The organism is Bacillus sp. SM2101 (genome assembly GCF_018588585.1).
GTDB lineage: Bacteria > Bacillota > Bacilli > Bacillales > SM2101 > Nanhaiella > Nanhaiella sioensis.
Map to the genome: position 1 here is coordinate 128013 of NZ_JAEUFG010000011.1, position 22089 is coordinate 150101.

The 22089-nt window shown below is 36.3% G+C and carries 18 protein-coding genes; all 18 read left to right on the plus strand.

The window, feature by feature from the left end; genetic code table 11:
- Positions 1-2 precede the first annotated feature (2 nt).
- Entirely contained in the window at positions 3-1235 is a 1233-nt protein-coding gene (locus tag JM172_RS12795; protein WP_214482738.1) for a TolC family protein, read from the plus strand.
- Positions 1236-1537: 302 nt separating this feature from the next.
- Positions 1538-2299: a ClpP family protease gene (locus JM172_RS12800; RefSeq protein WP_214482739.1), complete on the plus strand. Its 762-nt coding sequence runs from the start codon at positions 1538-1540 to the stop codon at positions 2297-2299.
- A complete protein-coding gene (locus JM172_RS12805) occupies positions 2296-2526 on the plus strand; it encodes a YlzJ-like family protein (RefSeq protein ID WP_214482740.1) in 231 nt (76 codons plus the stop codon). The genes JM172_RS12800 and JM172_RS12805 overlap by 4 nt, the downstream gene beginning before the upstream one ends.
- A 214-nt stretch (positions 2527-2740) precedes the next feature.
- Positions 2741-5074 (plus strand): FtsK/SpoIIIE family DNA translocase, encoded by a 2334-nt coding sequence (locus tag JM172_RS12810; RefSeq protein WP_214482741.1) that lies wholly within the window; start codon positions 2741-2743, stop codon positions 5072-5074.
- Positions 5075-5475: 401 nt separating this feature from the next.
- Positions 5476-6201 (plus strand): GntR family transcriptional regulator, encoded by a 726-nt coding sequence (locus JM172_RS12815; RefSeq protein ID WP_214482742.1) that lies wholly within the window; start codon positions 5476-5478, stop codon positions 6199-6201.
- A gap of 302 nt (positions 6202-6503) precedes the next feature.
- Positions 6504-7616: a BMP family lipoprotein gene (locus JM172_RS12820; protein ID WP_214482743.1), complete on the plus strand. Its 1113-nt coding sequence runs from the start codon at positions 6504-6506 to the stop codon at positions 7614-7616.
- 255 nt (positions 7617-7871) lie between these two features.
- Positions 7872-9398 (plus strand): ABC transporter ATP-binding protein, encoded by a 1527-nt coding sequence (locus JM172_RS12825; RefSeq protein ID WP_214482744.1) that lies wholly within the window; start codon positions 7872-7874, stop codon positions 9396-9398.
- Positions 9398-10456, plus strand: a complete 1059-nt coding sequence (locus tag JM172_RS12830) for an ABC transporter permease (RefSeq protein WP_250886645.1) — start codon at positions 9398-9400, stop codon at positions 10454-10456. Before JM172_RS12825 ends, JM172_RS12830 begins: the two co-directional genes overlap by 1 nt.
- Complete coding sequence (locus JM172_RS12835; protein WP_214482745.1) at positions 10457-11416, plus strand: ABC transporter permease; 960 nt, start codon at positions 10457-10459, stop codon at positions 11414-11416.
- 597 nt (positions 11417-12013) lie between these two features.
- Positions 12014-13297: an EF-P 5-aminopentanol modification-associated protein YfmF gene (gene yfmF / locus JM172_RS12840; RefSeq protein WP_214482746.1), complete on the plus strand. Its 1284-nt coding sequence runs from the start codon at positions 12014-12016 to the stop codon at positions 13295-13297.
- Entirely contained in the window at positions 13294-14580 is a 1287-nt protein-coding gene (gene yfmH / locus JM172_RS12845; RefSeq protein WP_214482747.1) for an EF-P 5-aminopentanol modification-associated protein YfmH, read from the plus strand. Before yfmF ends, yfmH begins: the two co-directional genes overlap by 4 nt.
- Before the next feature lie 280 nt (positions 14581-14860).
- Positions 14861-15583, plus strand: a complete 723-nt coding sequence (ymfI, locus tag JM172_RS12850; protein ID WP_214482748.1) for an elongation factor P 5-aminopentanone reductase — start codon at positions 14861-14863, stop codon at positions 15581-15583.
- Between the two features lie 203 nt (positions 15584-15786).
- On the plus strand, positions 15787-16047 hold the full coding sequence (locus tag JM172_RS12855; protein WP_214482749.1) for a DUF3243 domain-containing protein: 261 nt from the start codon (positions 15787-15789) through the stop codon (positions 16045-16047).
- Positions 16048-16531: 484 nt separating this feature from the next.
- A complete protein-coding gene (locus tag JM172_RS12860; RefSeq protein ID WP_214482750.1) occupies positions 16532-17323 on the plus strand; it encodes a DUF3388 domain-containing protein in 792 nt (263 codons plus the stop codon).
- Between the two features lie 20 nt (positions 17324-17343).
- Entirely contained in the window at positions 17344-18240 is an 897-nt protein-coding gene (locus JM172_RS12865) for a helix-turn-helix domain-containing protein (RefSeq protein ID WP_214482751.1), read from the plus strand.
- 58 nt (positions 18241-18298) lie between these two features.
- Positions 18299-18895, plus strand: coding sequence for a CDP-diacylglycerol--glycerol-3-phosphate 3-phosphatidyltransferase (gene pgsA / locus JM172_RS12870; protein WP_214482752.1), 597 nt, complete (start codon positions 18299-18301; stop codon positions 18893-18895).
- Positions 18896-19026: 131 nt separating this feature from the next.
- Complete coding sequence (locus JM172_RS12875; RefSeq protein WP_214482753.1) at positions 19027-20265, plus strand: competence/damage-inducible protein A; 1239 nt, start codon at positions 19027-19029, stop codon at positions 20263-20265.
- 328 nt (positions 20266-20593) lie between these two features.
- On the plus strand, positions 20594-21634 hold the full coding sequence (recA, locus tag JM172_RS12880; protein WP_214482754.1) for a recombinase RecA: 1041 nt from the start codon (positions 20594-20596) through the stop codon (positions 21632-21634).
- Positions 21635-22089 lie beyond the last annotated feature (455 nt).

Below are 22089 nucleotides of genomic sequence, written 5' to 3' on the forward strand. Positions count from 1 at the left end.
GAATGAAAAAATGGATGACTACACTAGGTATAGTATTCGTTATACCTGCAATGACGATAAATGCAGACGAACAAGTAACTGTATCACTCTCACAAGCAGTAGAAGAAATCATTGAGAATGACTTATCATTGCAAATTTACGAAAAGGATACCGTTACATTATCAAGTGCGACCCGTCAATATCAAGCTGATGCATTAGAAGAGCTAGAAGATTTACAGGAAATTCAGGAAGATTATGCTGAAAAATCCACGAGATGGGGGATTGAGTATAGTGCATATTCTTTACTTGTACAATATAAAAAGGCAACAGAAGCTTTAAAGATTCAACAAGATAATTTATCAATTTCCAAACAAGAATTAGAAAAAATTGAAAAGAAATACCGGGAGGGAATCGCGTCTGAACAAAACGTGGTTCAAGCTGAAGTAAGTGTCTCTAATGCTGAATTATCGTTGAGTTCAACACAGCAGCAGTTGAATCAGCTTAAATTTCAATTGAATCAACAGCTAGATAATGATTTGCACACTGAGCTATCTGTCAAAGGTGTTGATGACATAAAGAGGCTACCACCATCTGAATATGAACCGAAAAATTTAGCAGAAGAAATGAAACAAAGTCATTCATCACTTATTTACTACCGGACGGTTGTTGAAACGTATAAGGATATTGTAGAGGACTCAGAAGACTTACCTGTATTATGGGTAAGTAGGTACAAAAATAATATTACTGAATTAGAAAATGAAATTGCTTCACTTAAAGAAGAGTTAACAAATCCTATTCCACCTAGAACGCCCGAACAAATTGAAGGAGAAATTGTAGCTGCAGAATTAGAGCTAGAAGTATATAAACAAATTGATAAAGAAGCTTACGACCAAGCAGTGAAAGATCGAAATAGAGCGGAAGATGATTTAGTCGAATATTATGAAGTTGAACAGTTAAAAGCAGAAATCCAATTGTTTGATCAATATGATAAGTTAGAATTAAAGTCTTATAATTACGCTGAACAATTTGAAGTTTTTCACAAAAGGTTAGACTTACTTGAAGAGAACGTTGAAAAACAAGAGAAGCTATATGAACAACAAAAAGCACGTTTTGATGAAGGTCTGTTGACAGCAACTGACTTAGAAAAATCCCGAATCGGTGTCCTAAATGCGAAAATAGATTTGTCTAATACACAACTTGATTATACCCTTCTATCAGAAGAATTCCGTATGTTCAAAGATGGATTTCTACCTTAAGGGTTCTAAACAGAAAAATCCTAGCTCGCTAGGATTTTTTATTTGAGAATGGATAACTTTCTTGTTTCATCATTACTGTAATTAAACCATAAGGCTTTATTTTTAAAATGTACCTTTCGCTTATAGGGTAAGTCAGGGGGGATGGAATATCATTGCATATGTACACAATTATAGGTTTGGATGATTTAGTTTGTTATGATGAGGATCAAAGAAACTAAAATAAAAATACTGTACAAGCTGTAAAGAATGAAATTATTTATCTCGTTCATACTAAACGTATCAAGCGTTGAAGGGAGATAAAAATGGCATTCGACCAATATGAAAATGAACAAAACTCAGAAGAAGTTGATAAGGGTAATCAGGGTGAAAAAAAAGATGAAAGTCTGGTTAGCAAAATTCAACAGCTTGGCCAAACGAATATTCCTCAATTATCCCAGGATTCAAAAATACACTGTTTAACAATCATTGGACAAATTGAAGGGCATGTTCAACTGCCGCCTCAAAACAAGACAACGAAATATGAACATGTTATCCCACAAATTGTTGCTATTGAACAGAACCCAAACATAGAAGGGCTCCTGGTTATATTGAACACTGTTGGTGGAGATGTAGAAGCGGGATTAGCTATTTCAGAAATGCTATCCTCTCTATCCAAACCTACTGTATCAATTGTTTTAGGTGGTGGGCATTCTATCGGAGTTCCTATTGCGGTTTCTTGTGATTATTCTTTTATAGCGGAAACGGCTACGATGACCATACATCCAGTTAGGTTAACTGGGCTAGTCATTGGAGTTCCTCAAACTTTTGAATATATGGATAAAATGCAAGAACGTGTGCTTAATTTCATTACTAAGCATTCAGCAATCTCCGAGGAGCACCTTAAAGAACTGATGTTTTCAAAAGGAAATTTAACACGTGACATTGGTACAAATGTTATTGGTTCTCACGCAGTTGAGTACGGAATTATTAACGAAGTTGGAGGAGTGGGGAATGCAATTAAAAAATTGTCTGAAATGATTGAAGGCCAACCGAAACAGAATGAAAGCGAGCAGATGCTACAATGATTCTTTACACAATGATGCCAGCAGAAATCATTTTCCAGCAGGAGAGTGAAGTATATAACCAACAAAAAATGGTCGTTATTGACGGCGTAAACTTATTGGTCAATGAAACAACAACTAATAATTACCAAATCTCTAGAGTCATAAGTACCGACCCACAACATTTTTTACGTTCAGAAGTTGCGCCTGGTAACATACTTACAAACGACAGAACGAATGTACTATTTTAATTATGCTATTTATTCCATCGATATGTTATAATTTATATGCATATAACTAGGCAGCCTAAAATGGGCTGCTTTTTATTCGATTATCATACATAATATGCTTATTTAAGGCTGTTTTCGGATGAAGTGCATAAAACCTCTGATAGCTATTGCCTTGATAATAGTAATAAGCTTTTCGAAGAGGGTCTTATTTAACGAAGATAGGGGTGAGAATATAGTGGCAAAAAGGAAAAGAAGGAGATCAAAAAAGACAAACAAATGGCAAGCAGCCCTTACCTTTGAATTGATAGGACTTTTGCTAATTGCAATCACTAGTATTGCCATTGCCAAATTAGGTGTTGTAGGGTCTAGTCTTGTGTTGTTATTCCGTTTTTTTAGCGGTGAATGGTATATGCTCATTCTTATTGGCTTTCTTTGGCTTGCCATATTTTTATTATGGAAACGAGAATGGCCATCTTTTTTTAGCAGAAGGTTAATCGGCGTATATTTAATCCTGCTATCACTCATGTTATTAAGTCATGTTGCATTATTCCAGGCCCTAACCGAACAAGGACCATTTCAAAGCCCAAGCGTTATAAAAAATACGTGGGAGCTATATAATTTAGAAATTAATGGAGAAACTACTCAACCTGATCTTGGTGGAGGAATGATTGGTGCCTTTTTATTTGCCGCTTTTCATTATTTGTTTGATAGTTTAGGTACTAAGTGGCTTGCACTATTATTTATCGTTATTGGTATTATTTTAATTACAGGTAAAACCCTTCAAGAAACTTTGTTAAAAGTAGCAGTACCTGTTGTGGATTTCTTCAAAAAGCAATGGGTATCATTTATCGAAGATATAAAGGAATTTTTTAGCAAAACAAATAAAAGGAAGCACAAGGAAGAACGGAAGACAAAGCCGAAAAAAGAAAAGCTAGATACCGATACAGAACAAATAGAAGAGGACTATGTTGTCGAATCAGTTGATGTCACCCCTGTTATTTCAGACTTCACAGACAAGGTTCAAGAACCTATTGAGCAAAAAAATGAAGAACAAAGTGAAGAGAAAGAGCAGGTACCAAATGTTGAGGAGAATATTCATATCGATCAGAGTGGTCCATTGACCTTTAAAGAAGCGGAAAATATTCATTATGAGCTACCATCTATCGACTTACTGTACGCTCCAAAACAAACTAATCAGCGTAGTGAACATAATAGCGTTTATGCAAACGCAAGAAAACTAGAAAAAACATTCCAAAGTTTTGGTGTAAATGCTAAAGTAACTAAAGTTCATTTAGGGCCTGCTGTTACTAAATATGAAGTTTATCCGGATGTAGGTGTTAAAGTAAGTAAAATTGTCAATTTAAACGATGACCTTGCATTAGCACTTGCGGCAAAAGATATTAGGATCGAAGCACCAATCCCAGGAAAATCCGCAGTAGGTATAGAAGTTCCTAACGATGAAGTTGCAACTGTACTACTTCGTGAAGTGTTGGAATCAAAAGAAAAAAATAATGAAGATAACAAATTACTAATTGGTCTAGGACGAGATATATCTGGTGAACCGATACTTGCACAATTAAATAAAATGCCACACTTACTTGTCGCAGGAGCGACAGGTAGTGGTAAAAGTGTATGTATTAATGGAATTATCACGAGCATCTTAATGAGAGCAAAACCGCACGAAGTAAAAATGATGATGATAGATCCGAAGATGGTAGAGTTAAATATGTATAATGGTATCCCTCATTTATTAGCGCCGGTTGTAACAGACCCTAAGAAGGCATCACAAGCTTTAAAGAAAGTTGTTAATGAAATGGAAAGACGGTATGAGTTATTTTCTCATACAGGGACACGTAATATTGAAGGTTATAATGATTACATTAACAGGTTTAATGATGAAGGTGAAGAAAACCAGCCAAATTTGCCATACATCGTCGTGATAGTGGACGAGCTTGCAGATTTAATGATGGTAGCTTCGTCTGATGTAGAGGATGCGATTACAAGACTTGCTCAAATGGCTCGTGCAGCTGGTATCCATTTAATTATTGCCACTCAACGACCGTCAGTCGACGTTATCACTGGAATAATTAAGGCAAATATCCCTTCAAGAATAGCATTTAGCGTCTCATCACAAACAGATTCTAGAACGATACTCGATATGGGTGGTGCTGAAAAATTATTAGGTAGAGGTGACATGCTATTTTTACCAGTTGGAGCATCAAAACCTACCCGAGTTCAAGGGGCATTTCTTTCAGATGATGAAGTTGAAACCATCGTAGATTATGTGATTTCACAACAAAAAGCACAATATCAAGAAGAGATGATTCCAGAAGAAGTGAATGAAGCACAAGAAGAAGTTAGTGATGAACTTTATGATGATGCGGTTCAATTGGTGTTAGAAATGCAAACGGCAAGCGTGTCAATGTTACAGCGCCGTTTTCGAATCGGTTATACAAGAGCAGCAAGATTAATAGATGCAATGGAGGACAGGGGTATTGTGGGACCTTATGAAGGTAGTAAACCACGAACAGTATTAGTGTCACAACATAATGAAGATGTAGGATCATAAATTAGTTCATTTTTGAAGTCCACCCCACCACTTTAGGTGGGGTTTTTGCAATGAGGTGGAGTAGATTCTTCACCCGATTTATTATTTATAATGAATAAGGTTGTTTTTAAGAAAGCGTATAGCTTTTCAATCGGTTGCTGTTTATTTATAGTAGGCACCCTTTCTTCTATAGAATTGTGTAAAAAGATAACATTATTATCATATTTAGGAACTATTGCAACAAAGTTTACGCAAAGATCCTTCCAAAAAAAAGAAGTTTTGTTACAGGTTAAGTTCTTTTTTAATAAAACTGTAATGTACTATTTATTTCGCACAAAAAAAGTGATATATTATAAACGACTGAAATGGGCGTCTAACATCAGATGTCTGATCTCTTGAAGTAAAATATTGGAGGAGCAAGTATGTCAATCAAGTCAGACAATAGACAGTTATATTTACAGGTAATTGATAAAATAAAAGAAGATATTGAAAACGGTTTATACAAAGAAAAAGAAAAATTACCTTCTGAGTTTGAATTGTCAAAACTACTTGGAGTGAGTAGAGCGACTCTACGCGAAGCTCTACGGGTACTTGAAGAAGAAAATGTTGTCACTAGGAGACACGGAGTAGGGACATTTGTAAACTCCAAACCACTGTTTACGTCTGGAATCGAACAACTAAATAGTGTAACAAACATGATCCTTCAAGGTGGAATGAAGCCTGGAACCATTTTTCTTTCTTCAACGAAACAAGGACCGACTGAAGATGATCAAAAAAGGTTTCATTGTGATGAAAATGAAGAAATTTTATTAGTTGAACGTGTGAGAACAGCGAATGGCGAGCCTGTCGTATATTGTATTGATAAAATCTTGACCAATATATTGCCAGATAATTATTCGCATGATGAAGAATCGATGTTTGAGGTATTAAATCTTGAAGCTGGTGTAGAAATATCTTATGCCGTTGCTAATATTAAGCCATTGGGGTATCACGAGAAAATATCACCAATCTTACAATGCGATCCTGAAACCGCTTTACTTGTGCTCAAGCAATTACATTTTGATACGAATGATAGACCGATTTTATATTCATTAAACTATTTTAAAGCGGATAAGTTCAGCTTTCATGTATTGCGTAAGCGATTATAAGATGCTTAGTTGGAGGACAATCGACGATAATTCATAGATGTCGTTTTCCTCTTTTCATAAGGCTTTTTCGTAAACTTTGTTGCTATTGAAGCTCAATTTCAAAAACTGATTGTATGCAATTGACATCATGTTGAAATAAGAGAAGGTGTCACGAACGCTTCTTCCTTAGTAAGAAAATCAATGCGAAAAAGCCTATCATAATTATTCACACCATAAAAGGTCATTTTAAGGAGGTGGATCATTACAAACTACAATTAAGCTTGATGTTCATGCATTAAATTACATTTAGGGGGCAGTAAACGATGAAGAAAAGAAAATTTGGTTTAGCTATGTCATTAGTGTTGGCTACAGGTACACTTTTAAGTGCTTGTGGTAGTGCTGATGAAGACAAAGGTGGACAAGCTGATAAAGGTGAAGCACCAGCAGAAACTGTGGATTTCAAAGTAGGTATGGTAACAGATACTGGCGGTGTTGATGACAAATCATTTAACCAATCTGCTTGGGAAGGGTTGAAAGACTTCGGTAGCGAATATAACCTAGCTGAAGGTGAAGGTTTTAAATACTTGCAATCAAATAATGATGCAGAATATGAACCAAACTTAACTACGTTTGCTGACGCTGGTTATGATTTAACATTTGGAGTTGGCTTTTTATTAGAAAAACCAATCACTAAGATTGCTGAACAGAACCCAAATTCACAATTTGCGTTAATTGACAGCTTACTATATGATGCAGACTTTAATGCATTTTATTTGGATAATGTAGCAAATATTACGTTTAAAGAGCATCAAGGATCATTCTTGGTTGGACTTGTAGCTGCTAAGCATACGAAAACTAATAAAGTTGGTTTTATCGGTGGAGTAGAATCAGGATTAATTAAAAAGTTTGAAAGTGGCTTTAAAGCAGGCGTAAAAGCAGTAGATCCAAATATGGAAGTAGTTGTACAATATGCTGGTGATTTCAACGACGCAGCAAAAGGTTCTTCAATTGCAACAACGATGTATGAGCAAGGCGCAGATGTAATTTACCATGCTGCTGGTGGTACAGGTAACGGTGTATTTACTGAAGCGAAAAACCGTAAGAAAAACGGCGAAGATGTTTGGGTAATCGGTGTTGACCGTGACCAACATGAGGAAGGTTTGCCTGAAAATGTAACGTTAACTTCAATGGTTAAACGAGTAGACGTAGCTGTATTTGAAGTTTCTAAGCGTGCGATGGAAGGTGACTTCCCAGGTGGAGAAGAAGTTGTATTCGGTCTTGAAGAAGACGGTGTACGTATCGCTCCGACAACAGATAATGTTAGTGAAGAAGCATTAGCTTTAGTTGAAGAGTATGAAGAGAAAATTCTTAATGGTGAATTAATCGTTCCAGCTACTGATGATGAGTATGAGGAATATCTAAATACGCTTCAATAATGTTAAGAAAATAACATGAGAAACAAAGCAAAGGCTAGTGTTTACTAGCCTTTGTCAACTAACGAGAGCTATGTGGTTCTTAGAAAGCAGTATAAGTACATTTAACTCCAAAGCGCCTTTAGGACATAGTTTAAGCGCTTGTAGGAGATAAAAATTAGCATAATAACTACCATAGAATTAACATCAATATAAAGAAGCTTAGCTATTGTGAAAGCATGATGCTTTCTAATTATCCATGGGTCAGGAGTGATAATCGTGGAATACGTGATTGAAATGTTAAATATAAGAAAAGAGTTTCCTGGAATCGTTGCCAATGACAATATTACACTACAAGTAAAAAAAGGTGAGATCCATGCTTTGTTAGGTGAAAATGGTGCCGGGAAATCAACATTAATGAATGTGTTGTTTGGCTTGTATCAGCCTGAAAAAGGGGATATCAAAGTAAAGGGAGAAAAAGTAAAAATTACTGACCCTAATGTAGCCAACCGTCTAGGAATTGGAATGGTACATCAGCATTTTATGCTAGTCCAAAATTTTTCAGTAACAGAGAATATTATTTTAGGTAGCGAACCGACAAAGGGTGGAAAAATTAATATTCAAGATGCCGCTAAGTCTATAAGTGAGATTTCTGAAAAATATGGCTTAGCCGTTGATCCACATGCAAAAATAGAAGATATATCTGTAGGAATGCAGCAACGGGTTGAAATACTAAAAACTTTATATCGTGGAGCGGAAATTTTAATATTTGATGAGCCGACTGCAGCACTAACTCCACAAGAAATTAGTGAACTTATTCAAATTATGAAAACGCTTATAAAAGAAGGAAAATCAATTATTCTTATTACTCATAAATTGAAAGAAATTATGGAAGTTAGCGATCGCTGTACGGTTATTCGTAAAGGAAAAGGGATTGGAACAGTGAATGTTGCTGAAACTAACCCGGATGAACTAGCTGCATTGATGGTCGGTCGTGAAGTGCATTTCAAAGTTGATAAAGAGGAAGCAAAACCTACAAATGAGGTTTTAACAATAGATGATTTAGTTGTGCATGATGCCAGGAATTTACCGAGTGTAAATGGACTCAACCTTGCAGTGAAAGCTGGAGAAATTCTTGGAATTGCAGGGGTCGATGGTAATGGTCAAACAGAATTAATTGAAGCAATTACTGGCTTACGTAAAGTCAAAGCCGGTTCTATTAAACTCAATAATAAAGAGATTAGTATGATGCCAACTCGAAAAATAACTGAATCAGGCGTTGGTCATATCCCTCAAGATCGACATAAGCATGGGTTAGTATTAGATTTTTCTGTTGGGGAAAATATTGTCTTGCAAACGTATTATCAACAACCGTACGCAAAATCCGGTGTGTTAAATTATAAAAATATATACCAAAAATCTGCTGAACTTATTGAAGAATATGATGTAAGAACACCAAGTGAATATACGCCAGCGAGGGCTCTATCAGGTGGGAATCAGCAAAAAGCAATCATTGCACGTGAAGTTGATCGAAGTCCAGATTTACTAATTGCGGCTCAGCCTACTCGTGGCCTTGATGTTGGAGCCATTGAATTCATACATTCGAAACTCATTGAGGAACGTGATAAAGGGAAAGCAGTACTACTCGTTTCATTGGAACTTGATGAAGTCATGAATGTAAGTGATCGCATCGCTGTCATTTATGAAGGGGAAATTGTCGGCATCGTTGATCCTAAGGAAACAAATGAACAAGAGCTAGGCCTGTTAATGGCTGGGGGTAAGCTTGAAAAAGAAGGTGTTTCGTGATGCAAAAACTATTAAAAAATGAAAAACTAATAAATATATTAATCCCTGTGCTAGCAGCCTCTCTCGGTTTGTTAGCTGGCGCAATCATTATGTTATTTACCGGCTATAACCCTATTGAAGGATATGGTGCATTGTTTGAGGGGATGTTTGGGAGACCAAAAGCAATTGGTGAAGTAGTTCGTGCGATGACTCCGCTAATTTTAGCTGGACTAGCTGTTGCCTTTGCATTTAAGACTGGATTATTCAACATCGGTGTTGAAGGTCAGCTTTTAGTCGGTTGGCTTGCAGCTGTTTGGGTCGGTTCAGCTTTTACTTTGCCTTCAGTTATACATGTACCATTAGCTATTTTGGCTGCAGCGGTTGCAGGAGGTTTTTGGGGACTGATTCCAGGTTTTTTAAAGGCTCGGTTTAAAGTACATGAAGTCATCGTAACAATTATGATGAACTACGTTGCTTTGCATACGACTGCCGCTATAATTAAGAATTATTTATATGCTGGTAATGAAAGATCTCAACAAATTAATGAAAGTGCGTCACTAACATCATCATTTTTAGCATCAATTACAGAAAATTCAAGACTTCATTACGGAATTATTGTTGCTTTATTAGCAGCATTTATTATGTGGTTTATCCTTGAAAAAACTTCTAAAGGCTATGAATTGAGAGCCGTAGGGCTCAACCAGCATGCATCGCAGTATGCAGGTATGAATGTTTCTCGTAATATTATTATGTCAATGACAATTTCTGGTGCTTTCGCTGGTGTCGCAGGTGCGATGGAAGGGTTAGGTACTTTCCAAAGTATGACAGTTATGTCGGCGTTTACAGGTACAGGGTTTGATGGAATCGCTGTTGCGTTGCTAGGGGCAAACCATGCCATTGGTGTTATTTTTGCTGCAGCATTGTTTGGTGGGTTAAAAACAGCAGCTCCACAAATGAACTTTAATGCAAATGTCCCTTCGGAGCTTGTTCAAATTGTCATAGCTCTTATCATCTTTTTTGTTGCATCAAGTTATCTTATCCGTTGGATAATTACACGCTTAAGCAAGGAGGGGAAATAAATGAGTGTATTAGATGTGTTGGGAATTATTATTCCTGTTGCGTTATTATGGGCAGCTCCCCTCATTTTCACAGCATTAGGTGGCGTATTTAGTGAACGTTCTGGTGTAGTTAATATTGGTTTAGAAGGTTTAATGATATTTGGTGCATTTACTGGCATCGTGACAACGTTATCGCTTCAAGATTCAGTTGGTGCAGCAGCTCCTTGGATAGGTGTACTTGTTGCTGCAGTAGCCTCTGGACTTTTCGCGTTACTCCATGCTGTAGCGAGTATTACCCTAAAGGCTGATCAAGTTGTTAGTGGTGTCGCGATTAACTTTTTAGCTTTAGGTTTATCAGTGTTTTTAATTAAAAATATTTATGGTAAAGGTCAAACTGATTCAATAGCGGTTCGTTTAGATAAGATTGATGTACCATTTTTGTCAGACATTCCAGTTATCGGCGATATCTTTTTCTCAAGTGTGCCATGGACATCATATATTGCTATCGCGCTAGCATTTGTCGTTTGGTTTATCATCTATAAAACTCCATTCGGTTTAAGATTACGTTCTGTAGGTGAGCATCCTATGGCGGCTGATACGATGGGGGTAAATGTTACAAGGATGCGATATGTCGGTGTAATGATTTCTGGCGTATTAGCAGGAGTGGGTGGTGCAGTATATGCTGCAACCATTCAAGGGAATTTTGCCGCTGGCACGATATCTGGTCAAGGCTTTTTAGCACTAGCGGCAATGATTTTTGGTAAATGGCATCCTATCGGAGCGATGGGTGCAGCATTGTTTTTTGGTTTAGCACAATCTTTAAGCGTAATTGGGGCTACTATTCCAGTACTTCAAGATATTCCTCCAGTTTACTTGTTAATTGCACCATACGTATTAACAATTTTAGCTCTAACTGGGTTTGTAGGTCGTGCAGAAGCACCCAAAGCACTTGGAACCCCATACGAAAAAGGCAAACGATAATAGCATTGACTTAACTGAAACTCCCCTTAGTGGGAGTTTTTTTGTTTAGGCTTTTTTAGTATTGGTGATGAAACACCGAGGACTATAGAGTAAGGTACAACAATAGATCTTTTCGTATTTTCATTTAGTATCATTTCTAAATAGTTTAGGATACATGTTAGTTAAATTACATATGGTGGAATAAATGTCTTTTCAAAAAGCTGTTTTCACATTCATTGTTGTTTTTCTTATTAAGAACACATACAACTAGAGTTCATGGCATCTTTTCTTCTATAACACGAGGACTAACATCTAAAGTCACTTCAGATTGTACCAACTTGTTGATCTTAGTAATAAAGTTTACGAAAAGAAGTTACAAAAAGAGTCTTTCCAAATTGTCAAATAGGTATTTACTTGAAAAATCTTCTTGTACAAAGGTATATTTAATTTAGGTTAATTCCATTGTTTTAGAAGAAAATAAAAACAGTATGTGTTGAAGATTAATCTTTGTTTGTATTGATTTACCGTTTTCCAAGTTTACATGAACGATGTCACGTTAATATTTATATAAAGATGAGATTCATCTAATTGAAAGGATTTATAGAAGGAGGTTTAATTATGTCATTATTCATAGAGCAAGAACGCACCATCAAGGGATTAAGGTTACACACAATTGAAACGGAAAAATTTAAAACAAATACGATCTTAATGAAATGGAATGCCCCACTACAAAAACAAGACGCAACGTTAAGAGCACTGTTACCTTATGTATTGCAAAGCGGCACGCGGTCCTTACCATCTGTAAAACAGTTAAGGTCACACTTAGATGATTTATATGGAGCAACATTTGATGTGGATTTAGCAAAAAAAGGTGAACAACATGTCATCTCATTTAAAATGGAAGTTGCGAATGAAAAGTTTTTATCAGATCAAACACCTTTGCTACAAAAGGCTATGCAATTATTTTCTGAAGTCATTTTTGCACCATATCTCGAAGGTAATCATTTCTCCGAACAAATAGTAGAAAAAGAAAAAAGAGCCTTAAAACAGAGAATACAAGCGGTTTATGATGACAAAATGCGCTACGCTAATTATCGTTTAGTTCAAGAAATGTGTAAAGATGAGCCATACAGTTTGCATGTTAATGGTGAATTAGATGAAGTAGATAACATTACATCAGCAAGTCTTTATAAATACTATGAGCGAGTGCTGTCAGAAGATGAGATTGACTTGTACGTCATAGGAAGTGTAAATAGTTCTCAAATTGAACAATATGTTTCTAACTTTTTTTCATTTTCCGAAAGAAATGCCAGGCAGTCACCAAAGAAAAATACTTATACCGTAGAGAAGGTTAACGAAATTATTGAGAAGCAGGATGTGCGCCAAGGAAAGTTAAATATAGGCTATCGAACAAAAACGACCTATGCTGATAAGGAGTATTTTGCTTTACAAGTATTCAATGGCATATTCGGAGGTTTTTCGCATTCGAAATTATTTATAAACGTTAGGGAAAAAGCAAGCTTAGCATATTACGCTGCTTCAAGACTTGAAAGCCACAAAGGATTGTTAATGGTTATGTCAGGTATAGATGTTCAAAATTATGATCAAGCCGTAAATATCATTAAAGAGCAAATGTCAGCGATGAAACAAGGTGACTTTACTGATCAAGAGCTAGCACAAACAAAGGCTGTTATAAAAAATCAAGTACTTGAAACAATCGATCATTCACGTGGGTTAGTGGAAGTGCTATATCATAATGTTGCTTCAAATATTCATCGCTCTATTGATGAATGGCTCAATGGAATTGATGGTGTGACGAAGGAAGAAATTGTTGCTGTTGCGCAAGATGTACAATTAGATACGATTTATTTTTTAACAGGGATGGAGGCGAGTCAGGCATGAAGAAGATAAATTTTGAACAGCTAGAGGAGTCATTATATTATGAAAAAATGAGCAATGGTCTTGACGTCTACATTTTGCCGAAACCGGGTTTTAACAAAACTTATGCTACGTTTACGACGAAATATGGTTCAATTGACAATCGTTTTACGCCTTTAAATAGTAACGAGATGGTTACTGTACCTGATGGCATCGCTCATTTTTTAGAACATAAGTTATTCGAAAAAGAAGATGGTGATGTATTCCAGGATTTTAGTAAGCAAGGTGCTTCTGCAAATGCATTTACGTCCTTTACACGAACAGCATACCTTTTTTCTAGTACTGATAATGTAAAACTAAACCTTGAAACATTAATAAACTTTGTTCAGGCTCCGTATTTTTCTGATCAATCTGTTGACAAAGAAAAAGGTATCATCGGTCAAGAAATAACAATGTATGATGATAATCCTGACTGGCGTTTATATTTTGGCTTAATCCAAAATATGTTTCAGAATCACCCTGTAAAAATAGATATCGCTGGGACAATTGATTCAATTTCTCATATTACGAAAGAGCTGCTATATGAATGTTACGAAACATTTTATCATCCGAGTAATATGCTGTTATTTGTTGTTGGTCCAATTGATGCCGAACAAATAATGCATTTGATCCGAGAAAATCAATCGAGTAAAAACTATGAAAATCAACCGGACATTACCCGTTTCGAATACAATGAGCCTTTGGAAGTTGCACAAAAAGAACAAGTGCTACAAATGAATGTACAATCTTCAAAATGTATGGTAGGTGTGAAATCACCCAAAATAGGACGATCTGGTCAAGAGTTATTAAAGCATGAGCTAACGATAAATGTCATGCTAGATTTATTATTCGGTAAAAGCTCAACACATTATGAAAACCTCTATCAAGAAGGGCTAATAGATGACACATTTGCTTATGATTATACTGAGGAGTCGAGTTTTGGATTTGCAATGGTTGGTGGAGACACGAATGATCCAGATGAGTTAACGAAGCGTTTGCGTGAAATCATGCTTGATTTAAAAGAGCAAGAAATAACAGAGGAACAATTAACAAGAGTGAAAAAGAAAAAGATCGGAGCATTTTTAAGGGCAATAAATTCTCCTGAATATATTGCAAACCAATTTACACGTTATGCATTTAATGACATGGACCTCTTTGATGTAGTGCCTGTACTTGAATCGTTAACAATTGAGGATTTAACCAGTGCAGCTGTGGAATTATTCAATGAACCGCAAATGACAGTATGTAAAGTAGTTCCGAAACAATAAGGAGCTATGTATAGCTAGTAGCCCCAATAAATATTTAAGTTTGGACAATAGTTTATCTAAGTTCAACAACTTCGTTACTTCTAGGTTAATGAGCACGGAGATGCATGCAAATAAAGTGAATGATTTGCTGATTTGTACCAAGACAAAAAAATATGGTATAAATCGTGTTGGTGGCATCCCGTCATCTTCAACAAAGACGGTAGTCTGATAAAGCCTCATCTCGCTATGCTAATAAAACGAAGTATACGAAAAGGGTCTGTAAATTAAAGGGAGTGGAGAGTTGAAGTATGCGTTAATCACTGGTGCGAGTGGTGGCATCGGTATGGAAATAGCTAAGAAATTAGCTGAGGAAGGTTATTCATTATATGTACATTATCATCAACGCAAACAAGAAATTGACAAGTTGATTAATACAATAGAACAGCTAGGCGTACATGCTGTTGGCATTCAAGCGGATTTGTCATTACCAACTGGTCCTAATCAGCTGCTTGAACAAATAGAACATGATATAGAAATTGTCATACATAATAGTGGAAATAGTTATTTTGGACTTATCACTGATATGGATGAACGAGATATTTCGGCAATGGTCCAACTGCATGTTACTAGCCCATTTACTATTACGAAAGCGTTATTACCAAATATGATTTCAAACAAAAGAGGTAATATTGTTTTTATTACATCTATATGGGGAATAACAGGGGCTTCATGTGAGGTCCTCTATTCTATGGTTAAAGGTGGACAAAACACATTTGTGAAAGCATTGGCAAAAGAGGTTGCTCCAAGTGGAATTAGGGTGAATGGGATTGCACCTGGCGCAATTAATACTGCCATGCTAGACATTTTTTCGAATGAAGAAATTGAAGGTATAGAGGAAGAGATACCTTTAGGGCGGGTTGGAACGCCACAGGAAATTGCGGATACCGCATTATTTCTTATTTCAAAGAAAGCATCATATATCACTGGTCAAATTTTGTCTGTTAATGGTGGGTGGCATTGTTAATGACAAGGCTACACATATAGTAATCTATATGTGTAGCTTTTTTTGTACAGCTTTTTTCATAGCTGCTTTATTAGCTAAATAGTTGCAACAAAGCTATGGGGAAGAGTCCTTGCATAAAGTTCACTTAAATGTCATAGCTAGTTTGTATAAATTTTTGCCATTGAAACAAACTATAATTGACTACACATGAAGGAGGCTTTTGTATGTCTGTGCTAGATAATTTTGAACAATGGAAGGACTTTTTAGCAGATCGACTTCATCAAGCACAAGAAAGTGGCATGAATCAAAACACGGTATCGGATATTGCTTATCAAATTGGCGATTATTTATCCAACCAAGTAGAACCGAAGAATGCTCAGGAAAAAGTACTAGCTGATTTATGGCATGTAGCATCGAATGAGGAACAGCAGGCGATTGCCAATATGATGGTCAAGTTAGTTGAAAATGATGGGAGTAATCATTAAAGAGGGGGAGCTCCTCTCTTTTTTGATTTGATTGTATTATTGGAAGGGGTAAAATCGCTTCTTAGCTATTCTAGATGATGGCTCTTGATTTTGTAAAAGAGGTTGACAATGATATACATTTCACTAATGAGTAACCTGCTACATATTATCCTCAACAAAATTGTAAACAGGATCATTTCTTAATAAATGGCTGTTTTATCAAAGAATGTTGTTTGTAGAAGAAATAAACATTCCCCAATTACATGCGTGGCATTATTTGTTATGTAAAATGATGGAAAACGTATAAAGCAACTTCTTGCTTCAACCGTAACAAAGTTTCGAAAAGAGCCTGAACGATACAATAATTAGTATAAAAAGTAATTAATTATCATTGGGTAAAGAATGCCCCTTTTATATTACATATAAATCATTTATTATAGTCTTATAGACTTATGTGTGATACGTAACTTAATATTTTTTTATAGTGCTGCATAGGGGGATTTGCATGCAAAAAAAAGAATGGTATTTAGAATACGAAATTCATAAAAATAGACCTGGTTTACTCGGGGATGTGTCATCTTTATTAGGGATGTTATCTATTAACATCGTTACAATCAATGGTGTTAAGGACCATCGACGTGGGTTATTATTGAGATGTGATCGGAATGAACAAATAGAACGTCTTGCATCAATTTTACAAACTATGGATAATATAACAGTGACAAAAATACGTGAACCGAAGCTACGAGATCGTTTAGCTGTTAGACATGGACGTTATATTCAAAGGGATGAGGACGATAAAAAAACATTTCGATTTGTCAGAGATGAGCTCGGCGTTTTAGTTGATTTTATGGCAGAACTGTATAAACAAGAAGGTCATAAATTAATCGGTATACGCGGTATGCCAAGGGTTGGTAAAACTGAATCGGTCGTAGCTGCGAGCGTATGTGCAAATAAGCGATGGTTATTCGTATCTTCAACATTGCTTAAGCAAACGGTCAGAAGCCAGCTCATTGAGGACGAATATAACGAAAATAATCTATTTATTATTGATGGTATTGTGTCAACGAAAAGGGCTTCAGAACGCCATTGGCAGCTAGTTCGGGAGATTATGAGGCTTCCAGCTGTCAAGGTAGTTGAGCATCCGGATATATTTGTTCGAAATACTGAATATAAGATGGACGATTTCGATTATATTATTGAACTACGGAATAATCCTGAAGAGGAAATAACGTACGATATCGTTGAACAACCACAAATGTTACAAGAATCTAGCTTATCTACATTTGATTTTTAGCAAATTGGAAGGTGTTTTCATTGACAGAACTAGGTAAAAGATTAAAAGAAGCAAGAGAAGAAAAAAATATTAGCATAGACGATTTACAAAAGTTAACGAAGATACAAAAACGTTATCTAATCGGAATTGAAGACGGTAATTATGATCGAATGCCTGGACAATTTTACGTGCGTGCCTTTATCAAATCGTATTGTGAAGCAGTTGAGTTAGATGCTGATCTTATTTTTGAACAATATGAAAATGAACTCCCTAGCTCATCTAATTCAGATTTACCTGGTCAGCTGTCGAGAGTACAGAGTCGTAAACAGATTTCACCAACAACAACTTCAAAAGTGGCAGATGTGCTACCAAAAGTATTAACAGGAGTTTTTGTTTTCGGACTTCTTATAGGGATCTACTTCATCGCGCTGAATTTTTTAGGTAATTCAGATGGTACTCCAGCGCAGGAAAGTGGAGAAGATCGTGAAATTGTCGTTGAAGATAATTCAAAAGAAAATGATCCAGTTGAAGAGGTAGACAGTGAGCCTGCAGCAGAAGACGCTGATCAAGAAACTGATGTACAGGATGAAGAAGTGGACGAGCCTGAGGATGTTGTAGAACAGGAACTTGAAGTGATAAATATACAAGGAAGAAATGTTTCAATGGAGTTATCTAATACAGAAGAATTTAATTTAGAGATTGTATCAACAGGAGATACTTGGGTTCAAGTAGTGAATGATCAAGGTGAAAAACTATATTCTACAAATTTAAATGCTGAGGATCAACCATTAGCCTACGACATGACTGACGAAAGCAAGGTTGTAATTACAGCAGGCTTCACACCAGATACAGAAATAAATATAAATGGAGAAATGTTAGAGTTTCCAGAAGAAGCTGGAACAACCCAAGTAATTGAGATCCTCTTTAATAAACAATAAAGTCATCATTTTGATGGCTTTTTTGGCTTTTTCTGATATATTATTGTACATGTAAGTTATGAAGGAGGAAGAATTTGTGAATATACCAAATAAGATTACCGTTTCACGTATTTTGTTAATTCCAGTATTTTTGGTGATAATGCTTGCACCGCTATCCTGGGGTCAATTACACATAGGCGGAGGAGAGATACCTGTTACTCATTTCATTGGTGCTATCATTTTTATCATTGCTTCTACGACTGATTGGATTGACGGATATTATGCAAGGAAATATAATCTCGTCACCAACTTAGGAAAATTTTTAGACCCTTTAGCTGATAAACTATTAGTGTCAGCGGCGCTGATAACACTCGTTCAGTTTGAATTGGCACCTGCATGGATGGTCATAGTCATTATAAGTAGAGAATTTGCCGTAACAGGTTTACGACTTGTTCTAGCAGGTGGTGGTGAAGTTGTTGCTGCAAACATGCTTGGCAAGATTAAAACATGGACGCAAATTGTAGCCGTTTCTGCATTGCTATTACATAATATTCCTTTTGAAGCATGGTCGATTCCATTTGCTGATATAGCACTATGGATCGCAGTATTTTTCACAATTTGGTCTGGATGGGACTATTTTGCGAAAAATAAACAAGTATTTGCTAACTCAAAGTGAACCAGAATTTGAGACGATGCACGAAGTAGTATAATCTTTAATGAGGATGAGACGGGTTTCCTTCTCATCCTCATAATGTTAAAGGTACATCATGTAGCAGACTACACATGCTATTTTTACGGGGGGATGACATGAACGCTGAGATTATAGCAGTTGGATCAGAGTTATTATTAGGGCAAATTGCGAATACAAATGCCCAATTTCTTTCGAAACAATTAGCAGAGCTAGGAATTAATGTTTATTTTCATACTGTAGTTGGGGATAATCAAGATCGATTAAAAAGGGTTGTTGAAACTGCAAAACAGCGGTCAAAATTAATTATCTTTACTGGAGGGTTAGGCCCAACAAAAGACGATCTAACTAAGGAAACGATGGCATCAATGCTACAGCAACAGCTAGTCATACATGAAAAGTCGCTTAAGAGAATTGAAGCGTACTATGAAAAAGTAAATCGTAAAATGACAGACAATAACAAAAAGCAAGCTGTTATTCTAGAAAATGCAACGGTATTGCTTAATGACCATGGGATGGCACCAGGAATGGCTATAACGAAGGATCGTGTCACATATATGCTATTGCCAGGTCCTCCAATGGAAATGCAACCAATGTTTTTGAAATACGGGACAGAATATCTCAATAACCTGTTAGGTGTTCGGGAAAGAATCATATCTCGCGTATTAAGGTTCTTTGGAATTGGTGAGTCTAAGTTGGAAACTGAGATTGAAGATTTGATTGATAAGCAAGTGAATCCGACGATTGCTCCGTTAGCATCTAACTTTGAAGTTAAACTTCGATTGACAGCTAAACATTCCTCAGTAGACATAGCTAATGAGCTTCTTGATGATACAGAACAAGAAATACTAAGTCGTGTCGGTCAATATTTTTATGGCTATGAAAACACCTCACTATTAGAACATGCGGTTGCTGTTTTACAAGAAAAAAAACTGACGATTGCAAGCGCTGAAAGTTTAACTGGAGGCATGTTTATGAGTGAGTTAATAGCTGTTCCTGGTTCTTCATCTGTAGTCAAAGGTGGAATTGTAGCTTATACGAATGATATGAAGGAAACATTACTCAATGTTAACCGAGCGACACTTATACAGGAAGGTGCCGTCAGTAAAGAGTGTGCACAACAAATGGCTGGGCATGTGAGGAAATCATGTAACTCTGACTGTGGAATTAGCTTTACTGGAGTTGCTGGGCCACAAAGCGTGGAAGGTAAAGATGTAGGGACGGTCTTTATAGGACTTTCTATCAAAGATCATCCTACAGAAGTTTATTCATTGAAATTAGCTGGTTCTAGACAAATGATTAGAGAAAGAGCTATTAAATATGGATACTATTATTTACTCAAACAATTGAAAAAATAATAAGGCATGGGCTGCCCAACTTTTTTTAGTTTCTATGAATTAAAATATAAACACGAATATAATTAGTATGATGGCATCTTTTCTGCTAAAAGCGATGACTGTGTAGTAAAACGATATTTTTTTCTATCAGTTAAGGAACTATAGCCATGAAATATACGAAAAGAACCTAAGTCTTAGATCCCCTAATCTACTTTACAGAACAATGTTCTAGTTTGCCTGATTGAGTTCACTTTTGAATAAAAAACGAATAGATGTTCGTTTTTTGCTTGGCAAATGTCTAAAAACAAGGTATAGTATAAAGTAGTAATGGAGATGAGGAGGAATAAATGTGAGTGATCGTCAAGCTGCATTAGATATGGCGTTAAAACAAATAGAAAAACAATTTGGTAAAGGATCAATAATGAAGTTAGGTGAACAATCGGAACGTCAAATATCTACCGTTCCTAGTGGTTCATTAGCATTGGATGTTGCGCTTGGAGCAGGTGGTTATCCACGTGGTCGTATCGTTGAAATATACGGACCTGAAAGCTCTGGTAAAACAACAGTTGCTCTTCATGCGATTGCTGAAGTGCAAGAACAAGGTGGTCAAGCTGCATTTATCGATGCTGAGCATGCGTTAGACCCTATTTATGCACAAAAGCTAGGTGTTAACATAGATGAACTATTGCTATCTCAACCTGATACAGGTGAACAGGCGTTAGAGATTGCTGAAGCACTTGTTAGAAGTGGTGCTGTTGATATTGTTGTCATAGATTCGGTTGCTGCACTCGTTCCAAAAGCGGAAATTGAAGGGGAGATGGGAGACGCTCATGTTGGCTTACAAGCACGTCTCATGTCTCAAGCCTTACGTAAGCTCTCAGGAGCAATAAATAAATCTAAAACGATTGCTATTTTCATTAACCAAATTCGTGAGAAGGTTGGTGTGATGTTCGGAAATCCGGAAACTACACCTGGTGGTCGAGCGTTAAAGTTTTATTCTTCAGTACGTTTAGAGGTTCGTAGAGCTGAACAATTGAAGCAAGGAAATGATATCGTAGGTAATAAAACGAAATTAAAAGTTGTAAAGAATAAAATTGCACCTCCGTTTAAAATAGCAGAGGTTGATATTATGTATGGTGAAGGAATTTCCAGAGAGGGAGAAATTCTTGATATGGGTTCTGAGCTCGATATTGTCCAGAAGAGCGGATCTTGGTACTCGTTTGAAGGTGAACGTCTAGGACAAGGACGAGAAAACGCTAAACAATTCTTAATGGAGAATGTGGACATATCAAAACAGATTCACGAACAAATTCGAGAACACTACGGCCTAAACAATACGACAGAGACGGTAGGCGACGATTCTCAAAATGAACTCGAATTCAAAGAGTAAACAACATAAGCTCTAAAAGAAGGATACTTCATGTAGTATCCTTCTTTTTCATTTAGTCTGTATTCGCATTAATTGTTGCTATTCTTAAAAAGAGCTAAACACAAATATAGCTATCGTTCGGGGCATCTTTTCTTCTCAAAGATTATGGAAGTCATATAAAACACATCAGTTATTTAAATGTAAGTGAAAAAATGCAACAAAGTTTACGAAAAGGACCTTCATTTTATCATTAGTTCTATTCAATAGCTTTCAACATCAGGACATAGTATGATAAATCACCTACCAATTTATAAGGTGGTAGGGCCAAGGTTTGAAGAAAGTCTGTCGCTGTTCAAGTCAAGGTTTGTGCGCTCTCTTCCAATATTAAGGAAAGATGGCAGTGGCAGGCCTTGACAATAAAATTACCCACCTTTACAATTAGTATGTATATTATACATGTTTGTTAATATTACAAT

Excerpts from the sequence above, each read along its gene's own strand:
- JM172_RS12795 (WP_214482738.1), top strand. The coding sequence starts at position 3 with ATGAAAAAATGGATGACTACACTAGGTATAGTATTCGTTATACCTGCA.
- JM172_RS12800 (WP_214482739.1), top strand. The coding sequence starts at position 1,538 with ATGGCATTCGACCAATATGAAAATGAACAAAACTCAGAAGAAGTTGAT.
- JM172_RS12805 (WP_214482740.1), top strand. The coding sequence starts at position 2,296 with ATGATTCTTTACACAATGATGCCAGCAGAAATCATTTTCCAGCAGGAG.
- JM172_RS12815 (WP_214482742.1), top strand. The coding sequence starts at position 5,476 with ATGTCAATCAAGTCAGACAATAGACAGTTATATTTACAGGTAATTGAT.
- JM172_RS12820 (WP_214482743.1), top strand. The coding sequence starts at position 6,504 with ATGAAGAAAAGAAAATTTGGTTTAGCTATGTCATTAGTGTTGGCTACA.
- JM172_RS12830 (WP_250886645.1), top strand. The coding sequence starts at position 9,398 with ATGCAAAAACTATTAAAAAATGAAAAACTAATAAATATATTAATCCCT.
- JM172_RS12835 (WP_214482745.1), top strand. The coding sequence starts at position 10,457 with ATGAGTGTATTAGATGTGTTGGGAATTATTATTCCTGTTGCGTTATTA.
- yfmF (WP_214482746.1), top strand. The coding sequence starts at position 12,014 with ATGTCATTATTCATAGAGCAAGAACGCACCATCAAGGGATTAAGGTTA.
- yfmH (WP_214482747.1), top strand. The coding sequence starts at position 13,294 with ATGAAGAAGATAAATTTTGAACAGCTAGAGGAGTCATTATATTATGAA.
- JM172_RS12855 (WP_214482749.1), top strand. The coding sequence starts at position 15,787 with ATGTCTGTGCTAGATAATTTTGAACAATGGAAGGACTTTTTAGCAGAT.
- JM172_RS12860 (WP_214482750.1), top strand. The coding sequence starts at position 16,532 with ATGCAAAAAAAAGAATGGTATTTAGAATACGAAATTCATAAAAATAGA.
- pgsA (WP_214482752.1), top strand. The coding sequence starts at position 18,299 with ATGAAGGAGGAAGAATTTGTGAATATACCAAATAAGATTACCGTTTCA.
- JM172_RS12875 (WP_214482753.1), top strand. The coding sequence starts at position 19,027 with ATGAACGCTGAGATTATAGCAGTTGGATCAGAGTTATTATTAGGGCAA.